The sequence below is a fragment of the Shewanella halotolerans genome (genome assembly GCF_019457535.1).
GTDB classification, from domain to species: domain Bacteria; phylum Pseudomonadota; class Gammaproteobacteria; order Enterobacterales; family Shewanellaceae; genus Shewanella; species Shewanella halotolerans.
Genome location: NZ_CP080417.1, coordinates 1,482,010 through 1,505,634 on the forward strand (window position 1 = coordinate 1,482,010; position 23,625 = coordinate 1,505,634).

Below are 23,625 nucleotides of genomic sequence, written 5' to 3' on the forward strand. Positions count from 1 at the left end.
GATACCCTAAAAACCGCAGCATTCGCTGCGGTTTTATTATGCCAATTAGATTGCTGCATAGCGCTTTTTTTTCTATATAATTGGCACGTTACCCATCGGCATTTATCAGGATAAACAACTATGAGCACAAATCCAAAACCTGCTTTTCGACGTATTCTTCTCAAACTGAGTGGCGAGGCCCTGATGGGCGAAGAGGGCTTTGGCATCGATCCCAAGGTGCTAGATCGCATGGCACAAGAGATTAAAGAGCTGGTTGAGCTTGGTATTCAGGTAGGTGTTGTGATTGGTGGCGGTAACCTATTCCGTGGTGAAGGCCTGGCACAAGCCGGCATGAACCGTGTGGTGGGCGACCATATGGGCATGTTGGCAACCGTAATGAATGGTCTGGCGATGCGCGATGCGCTGCACAGAGCCTATGTGAATGCCCGCCTGATGTCGGCCATCCCCTTGAAGGGCGTCTGTGACGACTACAACTGGGCCGAAGCGATTAGTCTGCTTAAATCTGGCCGCGTGGTGATCTTCGCCGCCGGTACTGGTAATCCTTTCTGTACCACAGACTCTGCCGCCTGCCTGCGCGGTATCGAGATCGAAGCCGAAGTGGTACTCAAGGGCACTAAGGTAGATGGTGTTTACTCAGATGACCCAGTCAAAAACCCAGAAGCGGTAAAATATGATGAGATGGGTTATGGCGAAGTCCTGGAAAAAGAATTGAAAGTGATGGATCTTGCGGCATTTACCCTTGCAAGAGATCACGATATGCCTATCTTAGTGTTTAATATGAACAAGCCTGGTGCGCTACGACGTGTTATTATGGGCGACCATGAAGGTACGCTTATTAGAAGTAGCCGTAAGACTGCCGAATAAATAACCCGATACGAACGAATTTAAGGATATTTAACGTGATTAACGAAATCAAAGAAGATGCAAAGAGCCGTATGGCGAAGTGTGTTGAAGCGACTAAGAATCAAATGGCTAAAGTACGTACTGGTCGTGCTCACCCAAGTCTGCTTGATTCGATTAAGGTGCCTTACTATGGTACGCCAACTCCTCTTAAGCAGGTAGGTAACGTATCTATTGAAGATTCTCGTACTCTGGCAATCACTGTCTTTGATACCACTATGATTGCAGCGGTTGAGAAGGCGATCATGAGTTCAGATCTGGGTCTAAACCCTATGTCTGCCGGTACGACTATCCGTATTCCGCTACCAGCACTGACCGAAGAGCGTCGTAAGGACCTGATCAAGGTCGTTCGCGCCGAGGCTGAAAACGGTCGTATCGCCGTACGTAACGTACGTCGTGACGCTAACTCTGACGTGAAAGCGCTAGAGAAAGAGAAAGAGTGTACCGAGGATGATGTACGCCGCACTGAAGATGAGATTCAGAAATTTACTGACGCTCACATCAAGCAGATCGATGAGATCTTGACGGCAAAAGAAGCAGAGTTGATGGAAGTCTAATCTCCCTGTTTCGTTACTAGAGTTCGCACGCCGTGTAGGGGTATACTACACGGCGTTTGCTATTTTTAAGGGTTGTAATAGATGTCAATCGAATCTCAATCTGGCTCTGAGTTATCTAATGAAGCACTCGCAGAGCTGGTAAAACAGTCTATTCCCAAGCACGTGGCGATCATCATGGATGGCAACGGGCGCTGGGCACAGGCACAGGGCAAGCCCCGTGTTGTAGGCCATAAGGCCGGTGTAAAGACTGTTCGTCGCGCGGTGAGTATGGCGCGTGAGATGGGGATAGGTTCGTTAACCCTGTTTGCGTTTTCCAGTGAAAACTGGCGCAGACCCGAGAAAGAAGTCAGCCTCTTGATGGAGCTGTTTTTCACCGTTTTACAACGAGAAATAAAACTGCTGGATAAAAACGGGGTAAGGCTCAACATCATAGGGGACATCAGTCGTTTTTCTGCCCGCTTACAAAAGCAGATCGCCGCGGCGATGGAGAAGACGGCCAACAACGATGGTTTGATCCTCAATGTGGCGGCCAACTACGGCGGTCGCTGGGACATAGTGCAGGCGGCGCAAACCTTAGCCAAAAAGGTGGAATCTGGCGAAATGACCAGCAGTCAGTTCACCGAGGAGGCGCTAAGTCAGCATTTAAGCATGCAAAATCAACCGGAAGTTGATTTAATGATTCGCACCGGTGGCGATTTTCGCATTAGTAACTTTGTGTTATGGCAAGCGGCTTACGCAGAGTTAGTGTTTACTGATGTGTTGTGGCCAGATTTTGATGAACAGGCCTTTAAAGATGCGGTAGCCGTATTTGCTACCCGGCAGCGCCGTTTTGGATTGACGGGTTCTCAAATTGAGACTTTGCAGGCTGAGTAATAAATTTAAGAGGGAAAGTTTTGCTAAAACATAGAATAATAACAGCAGTATGGTTGATCCCATTGGTGATGGGAGCCATTTTCTTTTTCCCTGTGGAGTATTTTTCATGGGCTTTGGTGGCTGTGTTTCTGATCGCCGCCAAAGAGTGGGGACGCATCATAGACAAGCGCTGTAATGTGACCCAGTGGAGTTTCACCCTGACCATAGGTATCTTGCTGGTGGCGTTAAACCTCCTGGTGCCCACCGAAGAGGTTTGGTTTAAAGGACAGCTACACCCTGTCTATCTGGCTATCACACTGATTGGCGCCATGTGGTGGGCCATCTCGTTACTCCTGGTACTCAGCTACCCTAAAAGCGCTGCCCTGTGGGGTAAGAGCCACATGCTGAAATCTATGTTTGGTCAATTGACCTTAGTGCCCTGTTTTACCGCCTTGATCGCGTTAAAGGCCCTGAGCACAGCGAGCATGCCATACTATGGCGGCGCCTTAGTGTTCCTGGTGATGCTGACCGTGTGGGCGACCGATTCTGGCGCCTATTTTGCCGGTAAGGCCCTGGGCAAGCACAAGCTGATGCCTAACGTGAGCCCGGCGAAAACCGTCGAGGGGCTACTCGGTGGCCTGGTGACTACCATGGTGGTCGTGGCGGGCGTGATGATGGTCTCGCCAGAGCAGGAGCTGGGGCTCGTGATCGGCGTGACCCTGTTTGTCGCTCTGGTCTCGGCCCTTGGGGATCTATCGGAAAGTATGTTTAAGCGTGTGGCCGACATTAAAGATTCGGGCACCATATTGCCGGGTCATGGCGGGGTGCTTGATCGCATCGATAGCCTGACGGCGGCGCTGCCCATCTTTACCCTAATTTATATCGCATTTTGGATGTAACCATGCAGAAAATGGTGATTCTCGGCGCCACAGGTTCTATCGGCGCCAGTACCCTGAGCGTTATCGAGCAAAATCCTGAGGCCTACAAAGCCTTCGCCTTGGTCGCCCATAAGAGTGTCGATAAGATGCTCGACCTGTGTATCAAGTACAACCCATCGATAGCTCACATGGTCGACCCACAGGCGGCGGCCGAGTTGCAGCGTCGTTTGCCGGCGCACATGGCGATTGCCGTCTCTTCGGGCGAAGATGAGCTGGCGGCCATCGTCGCTCTGCCCGAGGTGGATTGCGTCATGGCGGCCATCGTCGGTGCGGCTGGCCTGCCGGCAACGTTGGCGGCGGTAAAGGCGGGTAAGCGAGTGCTGTTGGCCAACAAAGAGTCGCTGGTGATGTCGGGTCGTCTGTTTATCGATGCGATGCAGGGCTCAAACGCCAAGGTGCTGCCAGTAGACAGTGAGCACAACGCTATCTTCCAGTGTCTGCCTGAGCCTGCCCAGCAAGCCATTGGTGCCTGCGACTTGGCCGGTGCCGGCATCTCTCATATCTTGTTGACCGGATCGGGCGGGCCTTTTCTCACCTCGGATCTCGATAGTCTGGGTCAGATGACGCCGGACCAGGCCTGCAAACATCCTAACTGGTCGATGGGGCGTAAGATCTCGGTCGATTCCGCCAGCATGATGAACAAGGGACTCGAGTATATCGAGGCCCGTTGGCTGTTTAACGCCACCAAAGAGCAACTCAAGGTGGTAGTGCATCCCCAGAGTGTGATCCACTCCATGGTGCAGTATAAGGATGGTAGCGTGTTGGCCCAGATGGGCAACCCAGACATGCGTACCCCCATCGCGCACTGCATGGCCTATCCGCAAAGAATTTCGGCGGGCGTTGAACCTTTAGATTTTTTCAAAGTCGGACAGTTAAGCTTTCTTGAACCCGACTTCAATCGCTTCCCCTGTCTGAAGTTGGCCATAGATGCCTGCGAGCAGGGACAGGAAGCCACTACAGTATTGAACGCGGCCAACGAAGTGTCGGTCGAGGCCTTCCTGGCAGGATCGATACGTTTTACCGATATCGCCCGGGTAAACGAGTATTGCCTGAGTCATGTCGAGCAGCGTAGCTTAGACACCATAGAAGATATTTTGGCGCTGGACGGTCTGGCACGGCGTGCTGCGCAGGAGCGGGTCGCCAAGCTGTAAGGCTCGCGCTAGCTCGTTTTAAGGCTTTCGTCGCTTACGCAAGCAAAGATAACCAGAGATAAGGAGAGGAATGCTAGACTTTTTGTGGAACTTGGGCTCATTCATTATCGCCCTTGGAATTCTCATCACGGCCCATGAATATGGTCACTTCTGGGTGGCCAGACGCTGTGGCGTGAAAGTTGAGCGTTTCTCTATCGGTTTCGGTAAGGCCATCTGGCGCAAGATTGGTGCCGATGGTACCGAGTACGTGGTGGCCATGATCCCCCTTGGCGGCTACGTGAAGATGCTCGACGAACGGGTCGATACCGTTGCCGACGAGCTAAAGCCCCAGGCCTTCAACCGTAAATCTGTCTGGCAGCGCATCGCCATCGTCGGTGCCGGCCCCATGGCCAACTTCGTGTTTGCCATTTTCGCCCTCTACATCATGTACCTTATCGGCGTGCCCTCGATTAAACCTGTGATCGAATCGACACAGTCCGGTTCGCCGGCGGCGGTGATTCAGGTCAAGAAGCCGATGCAGGTGATTGCCGTTGGCGATCGCAGCGTGCGTAACTGGGAAGAGGTGACCTACGCCTTGGTCGGTCACATAGGCGATGATGCCATCGACGTCACCCTGGCGCCTTTGTCGGGCGTGATGGGCGAGGAGCGCACCTATAAGTTAGATACCCGCAAGTGGAAGTTTAATCCTGAGACTGAGTCGCCCATTACTTCTTTGGGCCTTAATGTCTTTAGGCCAGCCGTCACGCCTAAGCTGGGTTTTGTCGATGAAGGTGGCGCCGCCTATGCCGCGGGTTTGCGCCTAGGTGACACCTTAGTCGCCGTCGATAACACATCTTATGGTGATTGGGATCAGTTTGTCGCCAAGATCAAGGCATCGGCCGATAAGCCGCTCAGCGTGACCATCAGACGCGACGGGGAGCAGCTCAAGTTTAATGTTACTCCCAAGGCGCGCACTATTGACGGCGGTAAGGTCGAGGGCGTGATTGGCGTGGCACCGACCCAGGCGCCTTGGCCCGATGAGATGCGCCTGCAACTGGAATACGGTGTCGGCGAGTCTCTCATGGTCGCCGCCGATAAAACATGGCAACTTGTATCGGTCAGCATTAAGATGATCGGCAAGCTCTTTACCGGTGACGTATCGGTGAAGAACCTGAGCGGCCCTATCTCTATCGCTCAGGGCGCGGGAAACAGCGCCAACTATGGTTTAGTTTACTTTTTGGGATTCCTGGCATTAATCAGCGTGAATTTAGGCATCATTAATTTATTGCCTTTACCCGTGCTTGATGGCGGGCATCTGTTATATTACTTCATCGAAGTGATCACAGGCAGGCCTGTACCGGAAAAGGTGCAGGAAATTGGATTCAGATTTGGGGCAGCCTTGCTGCTAATATTGATGAGTATCGCCCTTTTCAATGATTTTTCCCGACTCTGAGCAAGGACACACACATAATTAGAAGTGCTCTATGAGATTGAATAAAATTTTTGCCTCGATGTTATTAGTCGGTGCGTCTTTATCAGGGAAGGGTTGGGCCGATACATTCCAGCCTTTTGAAGTGACCGACATCCAGGTTAAGGGATTGCAGCGTGTTGCACTGGGTGCGGCGCTGTTGAATATTCCTATCAAGGTGGGAGACAGGGTCGACGAACTGCGTCTGCAGCAGGCGATCAAGAGCCTGTATTCCTCGACCAACTTCGAGCATATCGAGGTGAGCCGCGATGGCAACGTCTTGGTGGTGACGGTCAAAGAAAGGCCTACCATCAGCACTGTGACCTTCGAAGGCAACAAGGACATTAAAGACGAGCAGCTACAAGAGAGTCTCGACGGCAGTGGCGTCAAGGCCGGTGAGTCGCTTGATCGCACCATGCTTAGCGGCATCGAGAAGAGCCTGCAGGATTTCTACTATGGCGTGGGTAAGTATGGCGCCAAGGTGGAGGCTCAGGTGATCAACCTGCCGCGTAACCGTGTCGAGTTGAAGTTTAAGTTTACCGAAGGTTTGGCGGCAGAGATTCGTCAGATCAACGTGGTGGGCAACACTGTCTTTAGCGACGCCGAACTGATCGGCATGCTGGAGCTGAAAGACTATGTGGCCTGGTGGGATCTCTTCGGCGAGCGCCGCTACCAGAAGCAGAAGCTGCAGGCCGATCTTGAAACCATCAAGACCTTCTACCATAACCGTGGTTATATCCGTTTCGAGGTGACCTCGACTCAGGTGGCGATGACCCCTGACCGTAAGGGTCTCTACATCACCATCAACGTCGATGAGGGTGAGCAGTATAAGGTTAAAGAAGTTAACCTGACTGGCGACCTCATGGGCCGCGAAGAGGTGATGCAGGCGATTCTGCCGATCAAGGTAGGCGATACCTATAACGGCGCAGACGTGACCTTTACTGAAGAGATGTATGGCAAGTATTTGGGCCGTTTCGGCTATGCCTACCCTGAGGTGAAGACCTATCCTGAGATCGATGATGAGACCAAAGAGGTCGCCCTCAACGTCAACATCAAGCCGGGTAAGCGCGTCTATGTGCGTAGCATTAACTTTACCGGTAACCAGGTCACTAAAGATGAGGTGATGCGCCGCGAGCTGCGTCAGATGGAAGGCGCCTGGCTGAACTCGGCCCAGGTCGAGCAATCGAAAGCGCGTCTTAACCGCCTGGGTTACTTCGAAACTGTCGATACCCAGACGGTTCAGGTGCCGGGCACAGACGATCTGGTGGACGTCGATTTTACCGTGAAGGAGCAGCCATCAGGCTCGTTCAACGCGGGTGTGGGTTATGGTACCGAGTCGGGCCTGAGCCTGCAGTTTGGTGTGCAGCAGAGCAACTTCCTGGGTACGGGTAACCAGGCGGGGATTAACCTTAACACCAACAAGTACTCGAAGAACGTCAACATCAACTACACAGATCCTTACTTCACCAAAGATGGCGTGAGCCTAGGTGGTAGCATCTACTGGAACGAGTTTGACGCTCAGGAAGCGAACCTCGAACGCTATAAGAACAGTTCTTACGGTATTGCCGTAAACTCTGGCTTCCCGATCAACGAATACAACCGTATCAACGGTGGTATCGGCTATCGCCACAACAGCATCTCGGAGATCTCGGCCTACGAGCAGGCCCTGCGTTTCTACAACATCTATCGTGATGCCAACGACCCTAACGCCGACCTGTCGTTCGATAACTTTGAGCTGACCCTCGGCTGGTATCGCAGTACGCTTAACCGCGGCACCTTCCCAACCGATGGTTCGTCGCAGCGCTTGAGCGGCAAGATGACGGTACCGGGTTCGGATCTGCAGTACTTTAAGACAGATTTCGATACCAGCTTCTACTGGCCAATCAACCGCAGCCACAGCTTCGTACTCCTGACTAAGGCGCGTCTGGGTTATGGTAACGGTTATGGTCAGTACAACGACAACGACCAGATCTTACCTTTCTGGGAGAACTACTACTCAGGTGGTAGCAGCTCGCTGCGTGGCTTTAAGTCTAACTCTGTGGGCCCACGCTCATTCTACCTGTATCGTGGTAGTGAGCCGTGCTCGCCAGATCCAGCAGGGGATACATGTACCTTGCCAGGGGATCCTAACCGTGTCACTGTGAGCGGTGGTCGCTCTATCGGTGGTAACGCCATCGCTACGGCGAGTGTCGAGATGATAGTGCCAACCCCATTCCTGGATGAGGCCTACACTAACTCGGTGCGTACCAGCTTCTTCGTCGATGCGGGTAACGTTTGGGATACCGAGTTCGACTATGACGCCTATCGCTTCCTGCCGGCTGAGCAGTTTGACAAGTTGTCTGACTATTCCGACCCAGGGCGTATCCGCGCGTCGGCGGGGATGAGCGTACAATGGTTGTCGCCAATGGGACCTATGGTATTTAGTCTTGCATGGCCAATCAAAAAATATGAAGATGATGACACAGAGATCTTCTCGTTCAACATTGGTAAAACTTTCTAAAGTAGAACTAATTTAAATAAAAAGTCATCGGCAAGTTTTGCTGATTATAAGGAGTTTATTTTGAATAAGATGTTTAATCGCGCAATGATGGTGTTGGTTTTGTTAGGTGCACCTATCGCGGCACAAGCTGAAAAGATCGCCGTTGTCGATATGCAGGCGGTATTTGAGCAGCTACCACAGCGCGAAGAAGTCAGCAAAACACTGAAAACCGAATTCGGTGATCGTGTGGCTGGCGTACAGAAGATGCAGGAAGAGCTTCGCGGCATGCTAGAGAAGCAGCAACGCGACGCGGCCCTGATGAGCGAAACGCAGAAGACTGAGATGCTGCGCAAGATGGAGTCTCTCAAGGCTGAGCTACAGCTCAAGGGTAAGGCGCTGGACGAAGATATGCGTCGTCGTAACGGTGAAGAGCAAAACAAGCTATTGGTTAAGGTTCAAAAAGCTATCAGTGCTATCGCCGAGAAAGAGAAGTATGACGTAGTGCTACAGCGCGGCGCCGTGATCTACGTGAAGCCGACATCAGACATCAGCAGCAAAGTGGTTGAAGCTCTGAGCAAAGGCTAAGCATTGATGACAAGTTATACCCTAAGTGAGATCGCCGCCCATCTGAATGCCGAGGTCAAGGGTGACGAGACGGTGACTATTCACCGTGTCGCCACGCTGGAGAAGGCTCAGGCGGGGGAGATCTCCTTTCTGGCGAATCCCAAATACCAGAGTCTGTTAGAAGGCACGGCAGCCTCTGCCGTGTTGCTCTCGCCCAAGATGGCCGAACATTACAGTGGCAACGCCATAGTGTTGGCCGACCCCTATGTGGGGTTTGCAAGAGTTGCTCAGCTGCTCGACACCACGCCTAAGGCCGCCGAGGCCATTCACCCCAGTGCGGTTATCGACCCTAGCGCCCAGTTGGGTGAAGGCGTCGCCATAGGTGCCAATGCGGTGATAGGCGCTAATGTTATCTTAGGTGAGAATGTTCAGATAGGTCCCGGCTGTGTGCTTGGCCAGGATGTTATCGTCGGTTCAAACTCCATCCTGTGGGCCAACGTGACCTTATACCATGACGTGCAGCTGGGTACAGATTGTATCGTGCACTCGGGCACAGTGATCGGCTCTGATGGTTTTGGTTATGCCAATGAGCGTGGTCAATGGATCAAGATCCCACAAACTGGTGGGGTGCGTATCGGTAACCGTGTCGAGATCGGTGCCTGCACCAGTATCGACCGCGGCGCCCTGGATCACACAGAGATCCACGATGGTGTTATTATCGACAATCAGGTGCAGCTTGCACACAACGTGGTGGTGGGTGAAAACACCGCGCTGGCCGGTAGTTCTACCTTTGCCGGCAGCTGTACCATAGGCAAATACTGTATCATAGGCGGCAGCAGCGCCGTGGCTGGGCATCTGTCGATTGCCGACGGTACCCATATCTCGGGTGGCACCAATGTGACGAGTGTTATTCGCGAGCCTGGTGTATACTCTTCTGCCACCGTTGCGATGGAAAACAAGTTGTGGCGACGTAATACCGTCAGATTCCGACAACTTGATGAACTGTTCCAACGCGTCAAACAGCTTGAAAAAAACGTTAAATCAGATGATTAACTGCCTGAGGGCAGCTAAGGAAGTTATTGAGTGTCAAATCAATTAAATACGATGGATATCAAAGAGATCCTAAAGTTCCTACCTCACAGGTATCCGTTTTTATTGATCGATAGAGTCCTCGACTTTACGCCAGGTGAAACACTGCATGCGATCAAGAATGTCACCATCAACGAGCCATTCTTCCAGGGCCATTTCCCTGTAGCTCCTGTGATGCCAGGTGTATTGATCCTCGAGGCCATGGCCCAGGCGACCGGTCTGTTAGCGTTTAAAACCATGAGCGATGAGCCATCTAACGATGCCTTATATTATTTTGCCGGTATCGATAACGCTCGCTTCAAGCGTGTGGTCGAGCCAGGCGACCAACTTCATTTCGAAGTTAAGATGATTAAAGAACGCCGCGGGATTGGCGTCTTCACAGGTGAAGCTAAGGTTGATGGCGAACTAGTTTGTTCGGCAGAGATCATGTGTGCCCGCAGAGAGATTGCCAAGTGATTGATAAGTTAGCATTTGTACACCCAGATGCCAAAATCGGTAACAATGTTACCATAGGCCCATGGACCTACATCGGCCCAGATGTCGAGATCGGCGACGACTGTCATCTGAGCTCTCATGTGGTGGTCAAGGGGCCTACGGTTATCGGCAAGGGTAACCGTATTTTTCAGTTCGCCTCAGTAGGGGAAGACTGCCAGGATAAGAAGTATGCTGGCGAGCCAACCCGGCTGATCATCGGCGACAACAATGTGATCCGCGAATCTGTCACCATACATCGCGGTACGGTGCAGGATAACGGTGAGACCCGTATCGGCTCTAACAACCTGTTTATGGCCTATGTGCATATCGCCCACGACTGTGTGGTGGGGAACAATGTGATCATGGCCAACAACGCCTCTATCGCCGGCCACGTCCATGTGGGCGACTGGGCGATCCTAGGCGGCATGACGGGTGTGCATCAGTTTGTGCATATCGGTGCCCATGCCTTTACCGCTGGTTATTCACTGATCTTGCAAGATGTGCCGCCATTTGTGATGGCGTCGGGTCAGCCCGCTATCCCAAGAGGACTGAACAGCGAAGGCATGAAGCGCCGCGGCTTCTCCAAGGAGAGCCAACTGGCGGTGCGCCGCGCCTACAAGACCTTGTATCGCAAGGGCTTGACCATAGAAGAAGCGGTTGCCGCCTTGGGTGAGGATGCCGAGGACGAGCAGGTTAAGCTGCTGATGGACTTTGTGGTCAACTCGAGCCGAGGCATTATTCGTTAATCGGTTTCTTTAATCGGTTTAGCTAATTGGTTTAGTTATCGAAGAAAAGCTCGTGTTCACGGGCTTTTTTATTTTCAGTAAGCAAGTAACAGAAGATGAATCAGAGCAATCAAAAAGTATTCGCCATGGTGGCGGGTGAGCTGTCCGGTGATATTCTCGGTGCCGGCCTGATCAAGGCCTTGAAACAGCAATACCCGGATGCCCGCTTCGTCGGTATCGGCGGCCCGCAGATGGATGCCCTGGGGTTTGAGTCCCTGTTCTCTTTCGAAGAGCTCGCCGTAATGGGGCTGGTCGAGGTGCTATCGCGCCTGCCACGCCTGCTTAAGGTGCGTAAAACGCTGATCGACGAGCTGACCGCCCTAAAGCCAGATTGCTTTATCGGTATCGATGCCCCCGATTTCAACATCGGCCTGGAACTGAAGCTTAAGGCACAGGGGATCAAGACGGTTCACTATGTCAGCCCTTCTGTGTGGGCCTGGCGCCCCAAGCGGATCTTCAAGATCGCCAAGGCGACCAACATGGTGCTGTCGCTACTGCCCTTCGAGAAGGCCTTCTACGATAAGCATAATGTGCCTTGTACCTTCGTCGGTCACACACTCGCGGACGATATTCCGCTGGTGAGCGATAAGCTAAGTGCCCGCGAGACCCTTGGGTTAGATCCCCACGCCGAATACCTCGCCATTTTACCCGGTTCACGGGGCGGCGAACTTAAGCAGCTGGCCGAGCCGTTCGTCCAAGCGGCGGTGAAATTGCGCCAGCGCTACCCGGACCTTAAGTTTGTCACTCCGCTGGTTAATGCCAAGCGCCGGGCCCAGTTTGAACAGGCCCTCAAGACCCATGCGCCGGATCTCGATATACACCTGGTCGAGGGACAGTCTCGCACCGTGATGGCCGCGGCCGACGCTATCTTGTTGGCGTCGGGCACTGCGACCCTGGAAGCCATGCTGGTGAAACGCCCCATGGTGGTGGCCTACCGGGTATCGCCGATCACCTACCGTATCGCCAAGGGAATGATGCAGATATCTCATTACTCCTTGCCTAATTTGCTGGCGGGCAGGGAGATCATCCCTGAGCTGATCCAGGCTGACTGTACACCGGATAAGATAGTCGACGCCGTGTCCAATCAGCTCGATGGCGATCATCAGCCGCTGATGGAGACCTTTATGGATCTGCATCAACAGCTAAGATGCGATGCCAGTGCGCGCGCGGCCCAGGCGGTTATTGAGCTGGTGGAGACAAAATAGTGGCTATTTATAAACAAATTACCGCCGAACAGGTCGAGGCACTCTGCTGCGGTTTCTACGCCGGCGTCGATGAGGTGGGCCGTGGCCCCTTGGTGGGCGATGTGGTGACCGCCGCCGTGGTGCTGGACCCGAACAATCCTATTGAGGGGTTAAATGACTCTAAGAAGCTGTCAGAGAAAAAGCGCGACGCCCTCTATGAGGAGATCCTCGCCAAGGCGCTGGATGTCAGCGTTGGACGCTGTTCACCGCTGGAGATAGATGAGCTCAACATACTGCACGCGACTATGTTGGCGATGCAGCGCGCCGTCGCCGGACTGCGCGCCCGACCAGACAGAGTATTGATCGACGGCAATCGGGTACCGGACTTTACCGATGAGACCCTGGAGGGGCATGCGGTGATCAAGGGCGATGGCCTGATCCCGGCCATCAGCGCCGCCTCTATCGTTGCCAAGGTAGTGCGCGACAGAGAGATGGAAGCCTTGGATGAGCGTTATCCCGAGTATGGCTTCGCCAAGCATAAGGGCTACCCCACCAAGGCCCATTTCGAGGCGCTTGAGGCCCATGGCGTGCTGGCCGAGCACCGCAAGAGTTTCAGGCCGGTCAAGGAGCGCCTGGGCACCTGTTAAACAGTCTGCAGTGGGCGCCAGTGACTGGTGCCCTGTGTGTGACTCTGGTACTCTTTCAAGGCGACTCTTTCACGGGAATAGTTCGCCGCATAAATAATAGAAAATTAGCTAACTAAATCAGAACCTCCTTATGTCAGAACCTCGTTTCGTGCACCTGCGCGTACATAGTGATTTTTCCATGTCTGATGGCCTCGCCAAGGTCAAGCCCATTCTCGCCAAGGCCAGTGAAGATCAGATGGCCGCACTGGCCCTGACCGACAACACCAACCTCTGCGGTCTGGTGAAGTTTTATGGCGGCTGTCACGGTGCGGGGATCAAGCCCATCGTAGGTTGTGACTTCTTCATGCTGGTGCCGGGTTTCGAGGATGAATTCTGCTCCCTGACTGTGCTGGCGATGAACAACGAGGGGTATAAGAATCTGACCCTGCTGATCAGTGATGCCTACCTGCGCGGCCATGTGAAAGACAGGGCGGTGATCGACCAGGCCTGGCTGGAGCGCTACAGCGAAGGGCTGATCCTGCTCTCTGGTGCCAAAGATGGCGACGTGGGCAAGGCGCTGCTCAAGGGTAACCAGGGCCAGGTGGACTCTCTGGTCGCCTTCTATCAGACCCACTTCCCCGACCGTTATTATCTTGAGCTTATCCGCACCGGTCGCCCCGATGAGGAGCGTTATCTGCATATGGCGGTCGAGCTGGCGGGCGAGAAAGACCTGCCCGTGGTCGCCACCAATCAGGTGGTGTTCATACAGCCTGAGCAGTTCGAGGCCCATGAGATCCGCGTGGCCATCTCTGACGGTTTCACCCTGGCCGACCCAAGGCGGCCGCGCCGCTACAGCGAGCAGCAATATTTCCGCAGCCAGGATGAGATGTGCGAGCTGTTTGACGATATCCCAGAGGCGCTGCAAAACAGCGTGGAGATCGCCAAGCGCTGTAACGTCACAGTGAGACTCGGTGAATACTTCCTGCCGAACTTCCCCACCGGCGATCTTTCCATCGAAGATTTTCTGGTCGAGGTCTCCAAGAAGGGCCTGGAGGAGCGTCTCGAGTTCCTCTTTCCCGATGAGGCGGAGCGCGCCGAGCGCCGCGGTGAGTATGACGAGCGTCTCGATGTCGAGCTGACGGTAATTAACAACATGGGATTCCCCGGCTACTTCCTCATCGTGATGGAGTTCATCCAGTGGGGGAAAGACAACGGTATCCCTATCGGTCCCGGCCGTGGTTCGGGGGCGGGTTCTCTGGTGGCCTATGCCCTGAAGATCACCGACCTCGACCCGCTGGAATTTGACCTGCTGTTCGAACGTTTCCTTAACCCAGAACGTGTTTCCATGCCGGACTTCGACGTCGACTTCTGCATGGACAGACGCGACGAGGTGATCGATCACGTGGCCGAACTCTATGGCCGCGACGCCGTGTCACAGATCATCACCTTCGGTACCATGGCGGCTAAGGCCGTGGTACGTGACGTGGGCCGTGTACTGGGTCACCCCTATGGCTTCGTCGACCGCATCTCTAAGATGATCCCGGCCGAACCCGGCATGACCCTGGCCAAGGCGTTCGAGGCCGAACCGGCGCTGCCGGAGGCCTATGATGCCGATGAAGAGGTTAAAGATCTCATCGACATGTGCCGGGTGCTGGAAGGGGTCACACGTAACGCAGGTAAACATGCCGGGGGCGTGGTGATCGCGCCGACGGTGATCACCGATTTTGCGCCGCTCTACTGTGATGCCGAGGGGCACAACCCGGTTACCCAGTTCGATAAGAACGACGTAGAAACCGCCGGTCTGGTGAAGTTCGACTTCCTGGGTCTGAGGACCCTGACCATCATCGACTGGGCGCTGCAGATGATCAATCCGCATCTTGCGAAGCAGGGCAAAGAGCCTGTGCGTATCGAGGCGATCGTCCTGGATGACCCAGCCTCCTTCCGTTTGTTGCAGCGTTATGAAACCACCGCCGTGTTCCAGCTGGAATCACGCGGCATGAAAGATCTGATTAAGCGCCTACAGCCTGACTGCTTCGAAGATATGATCGCACTGGTGGCCCTGTTCCGTCCCGGGCCGCTGCAATCGGGCATGGTAGATAACTTCATCGAGCGTAAGCACGGCCGTGAAGAGGTTTCTTATCCCGACCAGCAATGGCAACACGAGAGCCTCAAGCCGATTCTGGAGCCCACCTACGGCATTATTCTCTACCAGGAACAGGTGATGCAGATCGCCCAGGTGCTGGCGGGCTATACCCTGGGCGGCGCGGACATGCTGCGTCGTGCCATGGGTAAGAAGAAACCCGAGGAGATGGCCAAGCAGCGTAGCGTCTTCAAAGAAGGTGCGGTGAAGAACGGCGTCGACGGCGAGTTGGCGATGAAGATCTTCGACTTAGTGGAAAAGTTCGCCGGTTACGGCTTCAACAAGTCGCACTCGGCCGCCTACGCCCTGGTGTCCTACCAGACCCTCTGGCTCAAGACCCATTTCCCGGCGCAGTTTATGGCGGCGGTGATGTCGGCAGATATGGACAACACGGACAAGATCGTGACCCTGGTGGATGAGTGTGAGCGCATGGGCTTGCCGCTATTGCCGCCGGACGTCAACAAGGGCTTGTTCCGTTTCACCGTGGATGACGACCTCAACATCGTCTATGGCATCGGCGCCATCAAGGGCGTGGGTGAAGGTCCGGTGGAATCGATTCTTAAGGCGCGGGAGGATGGGCCATTCGTGGACCTGTTCGACTTCTGCGCCCGGGTCGATCTCAAGAAGCTTAACCGCAGAGTTATCGAGAAACTGATCTGCGCCGGCGCCCTGGATAACCTGGGGCCGCACCGTGCCGCCATGATGGCGACCCTGCCTGAGGCAATTCGCGCCGCCGATCAGCATGCCAAGGCCGAGGCGATTGGTCAGCACGACATGTTCGGCCTGCTCAATAGCGAGCCTGAAGATAACAAACAGCAGTTTGTGCAATGTACCCCCTGGCCCGATAAGGTGTGGCTCGAGGGCGAGCGAGAGACCTTAGGTCTGTATCTGACCGGTCACCCGATTAACCAATACCTCAAGGAGCTCAAGCACTACACCTCGGGCAGGCTCAAGGATGTGCATCCTACCGAGCGGGGCAAGACCACCAAGGCCGCCGGTCTCGTAGTGGCGACCCGTGTGATGATGACCAAACGCGGCTCCAAGATGGGTCTGGTCACTCTGGATGATAAGAGTGCTCGCCTGGAGGTGATGCTGTTTACCGAGGCCTTTGAGAAATTTGGTGAGCTGCTGGAAAAAGACAGAATCTTGATTGTCGAAGGGGAGGTGAGTTTCGATGACTTCTCCGGCGGCAATCGCATGACGGCCCGCAACATCATCGATATGGGTGAGGCGCGCAGTCACTTCGCCCACGCGGTCGAGGTGGATCTGGACGGCGCCAGTATCACGCCAGAGTGGCTCGGGCAGTTCCAGCAGGCGGTCGAGCCCTGGAAGGCAGGCAGTGTCCCCTTAGTGATCAACTATGCCCAGCCCACCGCCAAGGCCCAGTTCAGGCTGGGGGATGAGTGGCGGGTGAATCCGACCGACGAGCTGATGTTGGCGCTGGAAACGCTGACAGGCTCGGATAAGGTAAGGATCCTCTTCTAGATGGCGCCCGACAGCTTCTGTCCTACTGCCGCACTGACCCAGTTGCTGGCGCGTGTCGCACCTGAGCCTAGCACTAAGTTAGTGCTGGCATACAGTGGCGGTGTCGACTCGGAGGTGCTCGCCTATGGCCTGAGCCGATATGCCAAGCAGCATCCCGAGTTTAATTATCTCTTGGTGCATGTGCATCACGGTCTCAGCGCCAATGCTGATAGCTGGCAGAGCCATTGTGAGCGCCGCGCCCGCGAGTATGGCTTGCCGATCAGCGTAAAGCGGGTGACAGTGGCTAGCGGCGCCCGCATCAGTCTCGAGGCCGCAGCCCGTGAGGCGAGATACGATGCGCTGCGAAGCGAGTTAGCCCCCGGCGATATCCTGCTCACCGCCCACCATCAGGACGATCAGCTCGAGACGCTATTGTTGGCGCTCAAGCGCGGCCTTGGGCCCAAGGGGCTGGCGGCCATGGGAGAGGTGCAGGCCTTTACCTCTGATAACCCACTCCTCAGGCCGCTGCTGACAAGATCCCGCGCCCAGATAGAAGCCTTTGCCAAGGCCGAGGGGCTTAGCCATATCGAGGATGAGAGTAATAAGGACAGTCGTTTCGACCGCAACTTTTTGCGCAACGAGGTGCTGCCGATCCTCACGGCGCGCTGGCCAGCCTTTGCCGCCACCGCCAGTCGCAGCGCTCAATTGTGCGCCGAGCAGCAGGCGCTGATAGACGAGGAGGTGAGTCTTCGTTTACCTGCCATGCTGCTAAGTGTGCCCCATAGCCAGGCGGCCGTGTTGGATCTGAAAGCGTTAGCAGAGCAGCCAGGGCGCTGGCGTCCCCATCTGCTGCGGGGCTTTATCGAGCATCTCGGCTTCCCTTTACCCTCGGCGGCGCAGCTGGGGGATATTTTGGCGCAGCTTGAGGCTAAAGACGACGCTCAGGTGGCGATTCGCATCAAATCTATGGTGCTGAGACGTTTTCAACAGGCCCTCTATCTGGACTCTGCAGAGGTCATTCCTAGACATAACCAAGTGCTGCAAGGCCTGGATGAGGATGTGAGATCCCAAGGCTCGACGTTAAGCTGGCCAATCGACAGCCAAAGCCAGCTTGTGGCGAACTGGAGTCTGACGGGGCTTCGGCTACGTCTAGAAAAGGCAGACGAGATGACGCTTCGTTTTGGCGCCTCTGGTAGCGTGCGCTGTCATCCCCATGGTCGGGACAAGGGGCGGGAGCTTAAGAAGTTGTGGCAAGAGTTTGCCGTGCCGCCTTGGGAGCGAGGGCGTATTCCTCTTATCTTTTCGGGCGAGCAATTAGTTGCGGCTGTGGGACTCTGGGTGGATAAACGCTACCTGGCCGCTGAAGGCGAGGGCGGCTGGCAGTTCAGCCTTGTCGACGTTAATGGCTAACATCTAATACCAATCTTCCAATACCTAACATCTAATACCAATCTTCCAATACCTAACATCTAGGCGGCAGGATGGCGCTATCCTGCCGGGGAATTTTTTATCGCGACTTCTGTAGATCGGCGCATATAAATCGTCGCTAAACCTGTTCTAAATCCCTTTTAATCTCAGCTCAATATGGCTCTCTATTCAGGATGCCACTCTAATCGACGCGGTAGCAGCGACGTCCGGCCGCCTTGGCGCGGTAGAGGGCCTTGTCGGCCCGGAGGTACAGGGTCTCGGCGTCATTGCCAAGCTGCCACTGGGCAAGGCCCATGCTGGTCTGCACCTGAAACTTGGTTAGCAGGCTATCGCCTTCCATCATGGCGAGGATCCGCTCACACAGTACGCTGGCCGCCTGGGTATCGCCTTCGATCAGCAGGGTAAATTCGTCGCCGCCGATACGAAAGGCTTGGTCGCTGTCGCGAATCGCTTGCTCAAGTGTGTGACCGAATTGACTCAGCACCTCATCGCCCACCAGGTGGCCATACTTGTCATTCAGGCTCTTGAAGTTATCGAGATCCAGCACCACTAAGGTGATCGCATCCCCATGGCGCTGGGCGCGGGCCAGTACCTGCTTGAGGCTCTGCTCATAGTAGCGGCGGTTGCCCAGATGGGTGAGTGAGTCATGCATCGCCTGTTTTGCCATCTGCTGGTAGGCGATGGCGTTTACCAAAGGGCTCAGCAGCAGTGACTGCAACTGATACAGCAGCTCTGTCTGTGGCTTGATCAGTGGCGCCGACAGACGATAGGCGATGCTGATGCTCACCCCATCATGGCTAAGGTTTTGTTTTATTAGTAAACCTTGCTCACCGCCCCAGCTTAGCTGATACTCTTTATAGCACAGGGTGATCCCCAGCACTGGCAAGTGTTGTCCCATGAGTTTGCCGTAGCAGGCAAATACCGTCCGTGGATCTAGGCTCTCATGCAGCTGCTGCATGACGGTGACTAGATTAGGCGCACCGTTTGGCGCACCGACTGTATTGTGATGGTGATCTGGCTGATAGCGATATTCGTCAAACGAAAATTCTGTCGCTAAGGCAAAGTCCATAATCTTTACTCCACAATGTAACGGACCCGAGATAGGTTATATAAAGCAAAAAACGTGCCTAATACTAAATGATGGGTTTGTCTATATATGTCATTGAGTTAGTCTGGGGAAGGGGGGGCTTAGTCGGTGACAGTATTTTGACTCGGGCAGCAAACTTGACGCTAGCGATCGCGTCCAGGCACATTTGTGCACACAGTTTTGGGCATACAGTTTTGGGAAGAGCGTATTTGAGGGCAGGCAGAGGAGCGCGCAGCGGTAATGGAACACAGCATACTGATTAAGATCCTGTTGATGTTGATGATGGCCATAGTGGCGATCGCCCTCTTTAGGCGGGCGGGCCTGCCGGCTATCCTGGCCTATCTGATCACCGGGGTGATCAGCGGCCCTTCTGTGTTCAACTGGTTCACTCAGCAGCAGATCCACTCGGTGGCCGAGCTGGGGGTAGTACTGCTGATGTTCTCACTAGGTCTCGAATTCTCGCTGCCTAGACTCTGGGCCATGCGCCGCACCGTATTTGGTCTGGGTAGCGCTCAGGTGTTTGTCACCGCCGTTCTTACCATGTGCATCAGCATGCTGTTGGGGCTTAACCTGAGCGAGTCCATCGTGGTGGGCTCGGCCATCGCTCTCTCTTCTACCGCCATCGTACTCAAGTTGCTCAACGAGCGCGGCTGGCTCAGGCGGCGCCACGGCGAGCTGTCGGTGAGTGTCTTGCTGTTTCAGGATCTGGCCGTGGTGCCTCTGCTGATCCTCATGCCTCTGCTGGCCTCAGATGGTGAGATGCTGAGCTGGCACCAGATCTTGCTCGCCATGGGGGAAGGGGTATTGGCCTTCATCGCCCTGATGGCCGTGGGTAAGTGGGCGCTGCCTAAGGTGTTTGATGAGGTGGCGCGCTCGCGCTCCAACGAGCTGTTTGTCCTCTCCACCCTGGTAGTGGCGCTGGTCACTGGTGCCCTGACCCAGTGGCTGGGACTCTCCATGGCACTGGGCGCCTTTATCGCTGGTATGCTGCTGGGGGAGAGCCAATACAAACGCCAGCTGGAGGCAGATATTCGCCCCTTCAGGGATCTCTTGATGGGGCTCTTCTTCATCTCTATCGGCATGCTGCTCGATTTTAGCCTGGTGATCACCTTCTGGTGGCAGGTACTGCTGCTGGTGGTGGCGGTGATTATCGCCAAAGCCTTGATCGTCTTTGGCCTGCTCAGGGCGGCCAAGGAGTCATTTCGCACCTCTGTGGCTGCCGCCATCAGCCTGGCGCAGGTGGGGGAGTTCAGTTTCGTGGTGCTGGCGTTGGCGGTTAACTATCAGCTGCTGGAGATCACCGTCAGCACTAAGCTGGTGATGGTGGCCGTGCTGTCGATGGCGGTGGCTCCTTGGCTGGTGCGTCACAGCGTGGATATCGCCAGGCGCCTGCACGGGGTCAAGTCGGTTAAGCAGGGGGGTCATGAGACTATTCCCATCCCGGAGCAGAGTAGCGACCTGGTGTTGATTCTGGGTTATGGCCGGGTGGGGCAGACCATAGCCCGTTTCATGAAGACGGAGGCGATCCCCTATCTGGTGCTCGACCGGGATCCCACTAGGGTGAGTGAGGCGCGCCGGGCGGGAGAGCCTGTCTATTTTGGCGATGTGGCCAAGCGGGCGATCCTCAAGCAGGCGCAGATCAAGCAAGCCAAGCTGATCGTGCTCACCTTTACCAGCAGTCATGTGCTCGATGAGGTCTTGCCCCTGTGCCGTCAGCTGGCGCCCGAGGCCAAGATCTTGGTGAGGACCCGCGACGACGAGGGCATGGAGGCGCTGGAGGAGGCGGGGGCCAGTCAGGTGATCCCGGAAACCCTGGAGGGCAGCCTGATGCTGGTGTCTCAGGTGCTCTATCAGTGCGGCGTGCCCCTGACCCGGATCCTCAAGCGCCTCGAGTATGAGCGGCGCAATCATTATCAATATCTGCACGGCTTCTTCTCCGGTGAGGAGACAGACTTTACTTTAGAGCTGCTGCACGCCGTCGCCCTGCCCAAAGGCGCCCAGGTGGTGGGCCAGCCGCTCTCTGCCATTCCCTGGGACAAGCTCAGGGTGGAGCTAAGGGCAGTGCGCCGCAGCGGCGCCGAGGTGGAAAGCCCTGAGCTTGACTGGCTGATCCGTCCCGGGGATATCCTCATCATCCTGGGTAAGCCAAGGCGCATCGAGAAGGCCGAGCATTACCTGCTTCAAGGCTAATCGGATAAGAGAGGGTAAAAGTGCTATGGTAAGACCAGCCCTGTTAATTGTGCTCTCTCCGCTGCTGCTGATGCAGGCGCTGTGGGTCAAGTGGCGCACGCCAAGGCTGCCCGAGCCCGATGGTGAGCGCAGTGGTGAGTTGGGGGAGGGGAAGCCGCTTAGGCTGTTGATTCTAGGGGACTCGGCCGCGGCGGGCGTCGGCGTCTCCCACCAAGATAAGGCCCTGAGCGGTCAGCTCACTCGTCTGCTGGCGCCTCACTACCGACTCAACTGGCATTTACTGGCCAAGTCGGGCATGACTACGGCCCAGACGCTCAAGCTTATCCAGCAGGCACCAAATAGGGTCGATGTCATTCTTATCTCTTTGGGAGTCAACGATCTGCTCTCGCCCATAGACGTGCAGCGCTGGCTCGCCTCGACCGGCGCGTTGATAGGCGGTTTACTTGAGGCTTCACCCGGCGCAAGGGTGCTGCTGACGCCGGTGCCGCCCCTGGGGGACTTTCCGAGATTTACTCAGCCCCTCGCCGGTGTGTTGCGGCGACGGGAGGCGCGCTTCAATCGGGCGCTTGAGCAGTTTTGCCAAGAGGAAGCGGCCTGTCAGCTTCTGCCCCTCATGCTGCCGTTGACGAGCGAAGCCCTGGCCAGCGATGGCTTTCACCCCAGCGCAGCCAGCTATCGTCTGTGGGCGGAATGCGCCAGTCAGGCGATCCTCGCCCGGCACCTTATTGAAGACACCCGTCCAGTCTAGTTAACGCCTTTTGAGAGTCTTTAGCGAATATTGAAGAAGGCCTTGATCTCATCTATTTGACACATGGCATCCTGATAACCCAGGTTGATCAGCGCGCTGCAGTAAGACTGCTCGAACAGCAGATAGGAGACGATACTCGAGTCAGATTGCTGGTTGATGCCGATTAGCCGTAGCAGGGCCTTCACCGCCATCGGCATATCCTGATAGTGCTGGGCGGCGATTAGGCTGAGATCCTCGCTGGGTTTTATCACAAGTGTGTCTATGGTCTTGAGCGACGCCTCATGTCTGCGCTCCTTGGGGATCAGGTTGAGTGTGCTGTTGATCCGCTGCAGACGCTCGAGATCGCTATTTAACGTATCGGAGAAGATGGTATCGAGCAGGTGACCGGCTATGGTCGCCGTCTTGGGGTGATGTTCAAACTCCTTGTGCACCTGCTTATGGGGGCTCTCCAGGTTGATCACCATGATCTTCTCCGCCCCCAGATGAATCGGGCTGCTCAGGGGCGCCAGCTGATGCACTGAGCCATCGCCATAATAGCCGCGATTGAGCTTCACCGAGGGAAACACCAGGGGGATAGCGGCGCTGGCCAGCAGGTGTTCGGTATGCAGATGAGTGCGCTGGCCGCCACGACGGGCGCGGTTCCACTCATCAATCTCCTTGGCGGCCTGGAAGAAGCTCACCGAGCGCGACGAGTTGTAGCAGGAGGTGTCTACGCTCAGGGCATGCAGGGCGCCGTTGGCGATATTGCGGTCGATCCGCTCGAAGTTAATCAGGTTGTTCAGCAGGTTTCTCAGGGGCTGGTTGTCGAACAGGCTACCGGCTTCGGTGTTGATCTTCACATCCTGTAGCCCCATCAGCGCCATCTGCGCCAGGTGGGAGAAGATGCCGCCAAATGAGGAGCGGTAGACCTTGTGGGTGCTAAAGTGGCGCCAGACCCACTCGAGCTTACGTACCCCGAGATGAAAACAAGAGGCATGGGTCGCGATAGAGGTGCCGTTGATGGCGCCGGCAGAGGTGCCGCAAATGATCTTAAAGGGCACGCCGTGGTTACGGGGATAGAACTGCACTATCGCCTTGAGTACCCCGACCTGGTAAGCGGCGCGCGCACCGCCGCCCCCTAACACCAATGCTGTCTTATCTGGCAACTGAGTTCCCTCTGAATGAATTCTATTGTGCCGCGCCTGGCGGCAAGTCTTGTGATTGCGCTGGCCTGGACCAGCCTGTCATTTTTATAGGCTTTACTGCTGCAATACCCCTGCTAGCTTTGCCAAGTTCGTTATGTCCGGCAATTGGAAACGTCCCTTAGTGCCGTCTCGCTTGCAATGGCCAAGGCCGATATTGATTAGAATATGTGAGCCGTGGGCCATGTTCAAGCCGGCGTCCCTGGATGATTTTCTCGCCCCTTCGACGTAGCTTCTAGGGCATTTGGGGATTAACAGGCTGCGATTAGGCCTCAATACGCCATCTCTAGCACAAATAATAGGGTGATGACCTAGATAATAAGTCTATATTGACTCAAGTC

General features: G+C 55.2%; 19 protein-coding genes. 17 read left to right on the plus strand and 2 right to left on the minus strand.

All coding sequences use genetic code 11. The annotated features are described in order from the left end of the window. Window positions 1-120 precede the first annotated feature (120 nt). From pyrH to tilS, 15 genes are all read left to right on the plus strand, one after another. Window positions 121-864, plus strand: a complete 744-nt coding sequence (gene pyrH / locus K0H81_RS06460; RefSeq protein ID WP_011866430.1) for a UMP kinase — start codon at window positions 121-123, stop codon at window positions 862-864. Window positions 865-899: 35 nt separating this feature from the next. After that, window positions 900-1,457 carry a ribosome recycling factor gene (gene frr / locus K0H81_RS06465; protein WP_011866429.1) on the plus strand — a complete coding sequence of 186 codons (558 nt, stop codon included), beginning with the start codon at window positions 900-902 and terminating at the stop codon, window positions 1,455-1,457. Between the two features lie 81 nt (window positions 1,458-1,538). After that, window positions 1,539-2,330, plus strand: coding sequence for a polyprenyl diphosphate synthase (uppS, locus tag K0H81_RS06470; RefSeq protein ID WP_144200298.1), 792 nt, complete (start codon window positions 1,539-1,541; stop codon window positions 2,328-2,330). Window positions 2,331-2,350: 20 nt separating this feature from the next. Further along, window positions 2,351-3,208, plus strand: a complete 858-nt coding sequence (locus tag K0H81_RS06475) for a phosphatidate cytidylyltransferase (RefSeq protein WP_144200300.1) — start codon at window positions 2,351-2,353, stop codon at window positions 3,206-3,208. 2 nt (window positions 3,209-3,210) lie between these two features. Further along, entirely contained in the window at window positions 3,211-4,398 is a 1,188-nt protein-coding gene (gene ispC / locus K0H81_RS06480) for a 1-deoxy-D-xylulose-5-phosphate reductoisomerase (RefSeq protein WP_220060298.1), read from the plus strand. A 70-nt stretch (window positions 4,399-4,468) separates the two neighbouring features. Further along, window positions 4,469-5,830: a sigma E protease regulator RseP gene (rseP, locus tag K0H81_RS06485; RefSeq protein WP_220060299.1), complete on the plus strand. Its 1,362-nt coding sequence runs from the start codon at window positions 4,469-4,471 to the stop codon at window positions 5,828-5,830. Window positions 5,831-5,861: 31 nt separating this feature from the next. Continuing rightward, complete coding sequence (gene bamA, locus K0H81_RS06490) at window positions 5,862-8,345, plus strand: outer membrane protein assembly factor BamA (RefSeq protein ID WP_220060300.1); 2,484 nt, start codon at window positions 5,862-5,864, stop codon at window positions 8,343-8,345. Window positions 8,346-8,414: 69 nt separating this feature from the next. Beyond that, window positions 8,415-8,909: an OmpH/Skp family outer membrane protein gene (locus K0H81_RS06495; RefSeq protein WP_011866423.1), complete on the plus strand. Its 495-nt coding sequence runs from the start codon at window positions 8,415-8,417 to the stop codon at window positions 8,907-8,909. Window positions 8,910-8,915: 6 nt separating this feature from the next. Next, window positions 8,916-9,941 (plus strand): UDP-3-O-(3-hydroxymyristoyl)glucosamine N-acyltransferase, encoded by a 1,026-nt coding sequence (lpxD, locus tag K0H81_RS06500; RefSeq protein ID WP_220060301.1) that lies wholly within the window; start codon window positions 8,916-8,918, stop codon window positions 9,939-9,941. A gap of 30 nt (window positions 9,942-9,971) precedes the next feature. After that, the gene (gene fabZ, locus K0H81_RS06505) at window positions 9,972-10,433 is read left to right on the plus strand and encodes a 3-hydroxyacyl-ACP dehydratase FabZ (RefSeq protein ID WP_011866421.1); all 462 of its coding nucleotides are present in this window, start codon (window positions 9,972-9,974) and stop codon (window positions 10,431-10,433) included. Next, window positions 10,430-11,197: an acyl-ACP--UDP-N-acetylglucosamine O-acyltransferase gene (gene lpxA / locus K0H81_RS06510; RefSeq protein WP_220060302.1), complete on the plus strand. Its 768-nt coding sequence runs from the start codon at window positions 10,430-10,432 to the stop codon at window positions 11,195-11,197. The genes fabZ and lpxA overlap by 4 nt, the downstream gene beginning before the upstream one ends. Window positions 11,198-11,292: 95 nt before the next feature. Continuing rightward, on the plus strand, window positions 11,293-12,441 hold the full coding sequence (gene lpxB / locus K0H81_RS06515; protein WP_220060303.1) for a lipid-A-disaccharide synthase: 1,149 nt from the start codon (window positions 11,293-11,295) through the stop codon (window positions 12,439-12,441). Continuing rightward, entirely contained in the window at window positions 12,441-13,067 is a 627-nt protein-coding gene (rnhB, locus tag K0H81_RS06520) for a ribonuclease HII (protein WP_144200313.1), read from the plus strand. Before lpxB ends, rnhB begins: the two co-directional genes overlap by 1 nt. A gap of 130 nt (window positions 13,068-13,197) precedes the next feature. After that, window positions 13,198-16,671, plus strand: a complete 3,474-nt coding sequence (gene dnaE / locus K0H81_RS06525; RefSeq protein WP_220060304.1) for a DNA polymerase III subunit alpha — start codon at window positions 13,198-13,200, stop codon at window positions 16,669-16,671. Beyond that, window positions 16,672-18,060: a tRNA lysidine(34) synthetase TilS gene (gene tilS / locus K0H81_RS06530; protein ID WP_220060305.1), complete on the plus strand. Its 1,389-nt coding sequence runs from the start codon at window positions 16,672-16,674 to the stop codon at window positions 18,058-18,060. A 199-nt stretch (window positions 18,061-18,259) separates the two neighbouring features. On the opposite strand, the gene dgcS is transcribed toward tilS, so the two are convergent. Further along, entirely contained in the window at window positions 18,260-19,147 is an 888-nt protein-coding gene (gene dgcS / locus K0H81_RS06535) for a diguanylate cyclase DgcS (protein WP_011866415.1), read from the minus strand. A 258-nt stretch (window positions 19,148-19,405) separates the two neighbouring features. Between dgcS and K0H81_RS06540 the strand changes: the two genes are divergently transcribed. Next, complete coding sequence (locus K0H81_RS06540; RefSeq protein WP_220060306.1) at window positions 19,406-21,355, plus strand: monovalent cation:proton antiporter family protein; 1,950 nt, start codon at window positions 19,406-19,408, stop codon at window positions 21,353-21,355. 25 nt (window positions 21,356-21,380) lie between these two features. Beyond that, on the plus strand, window positions 21,381-22,103 hold the full coding sequence (locus tag K0H81_RS06545; protein ID WP_220060307.1) for an SGNH/GDSL hydrolase family protein: 723 nt from the start codon (window positions 21,381-21,383) through the stop codon (window positions 22,101-22,103). 20 nt (window positions 22,104-22,123) lie between these two features. Here K0H81_RS06545 and K0H81_RS06550 read toward each other — a convergent pair whose 3' ends face one another. Beyond that, window positions 22,124-23,248, minus strand: coding sequence for a patatin-like phospholipase family protein (locus tag K0H81_RS06550; RefSeq protein ID WP_011866412.1), 1,125 nt, complete (start codon window positions 23,246-23,248; stop codon window positions 22,124-22,126). Window positions 23,249-23,625: the final 377 nt, after the last annotated feature.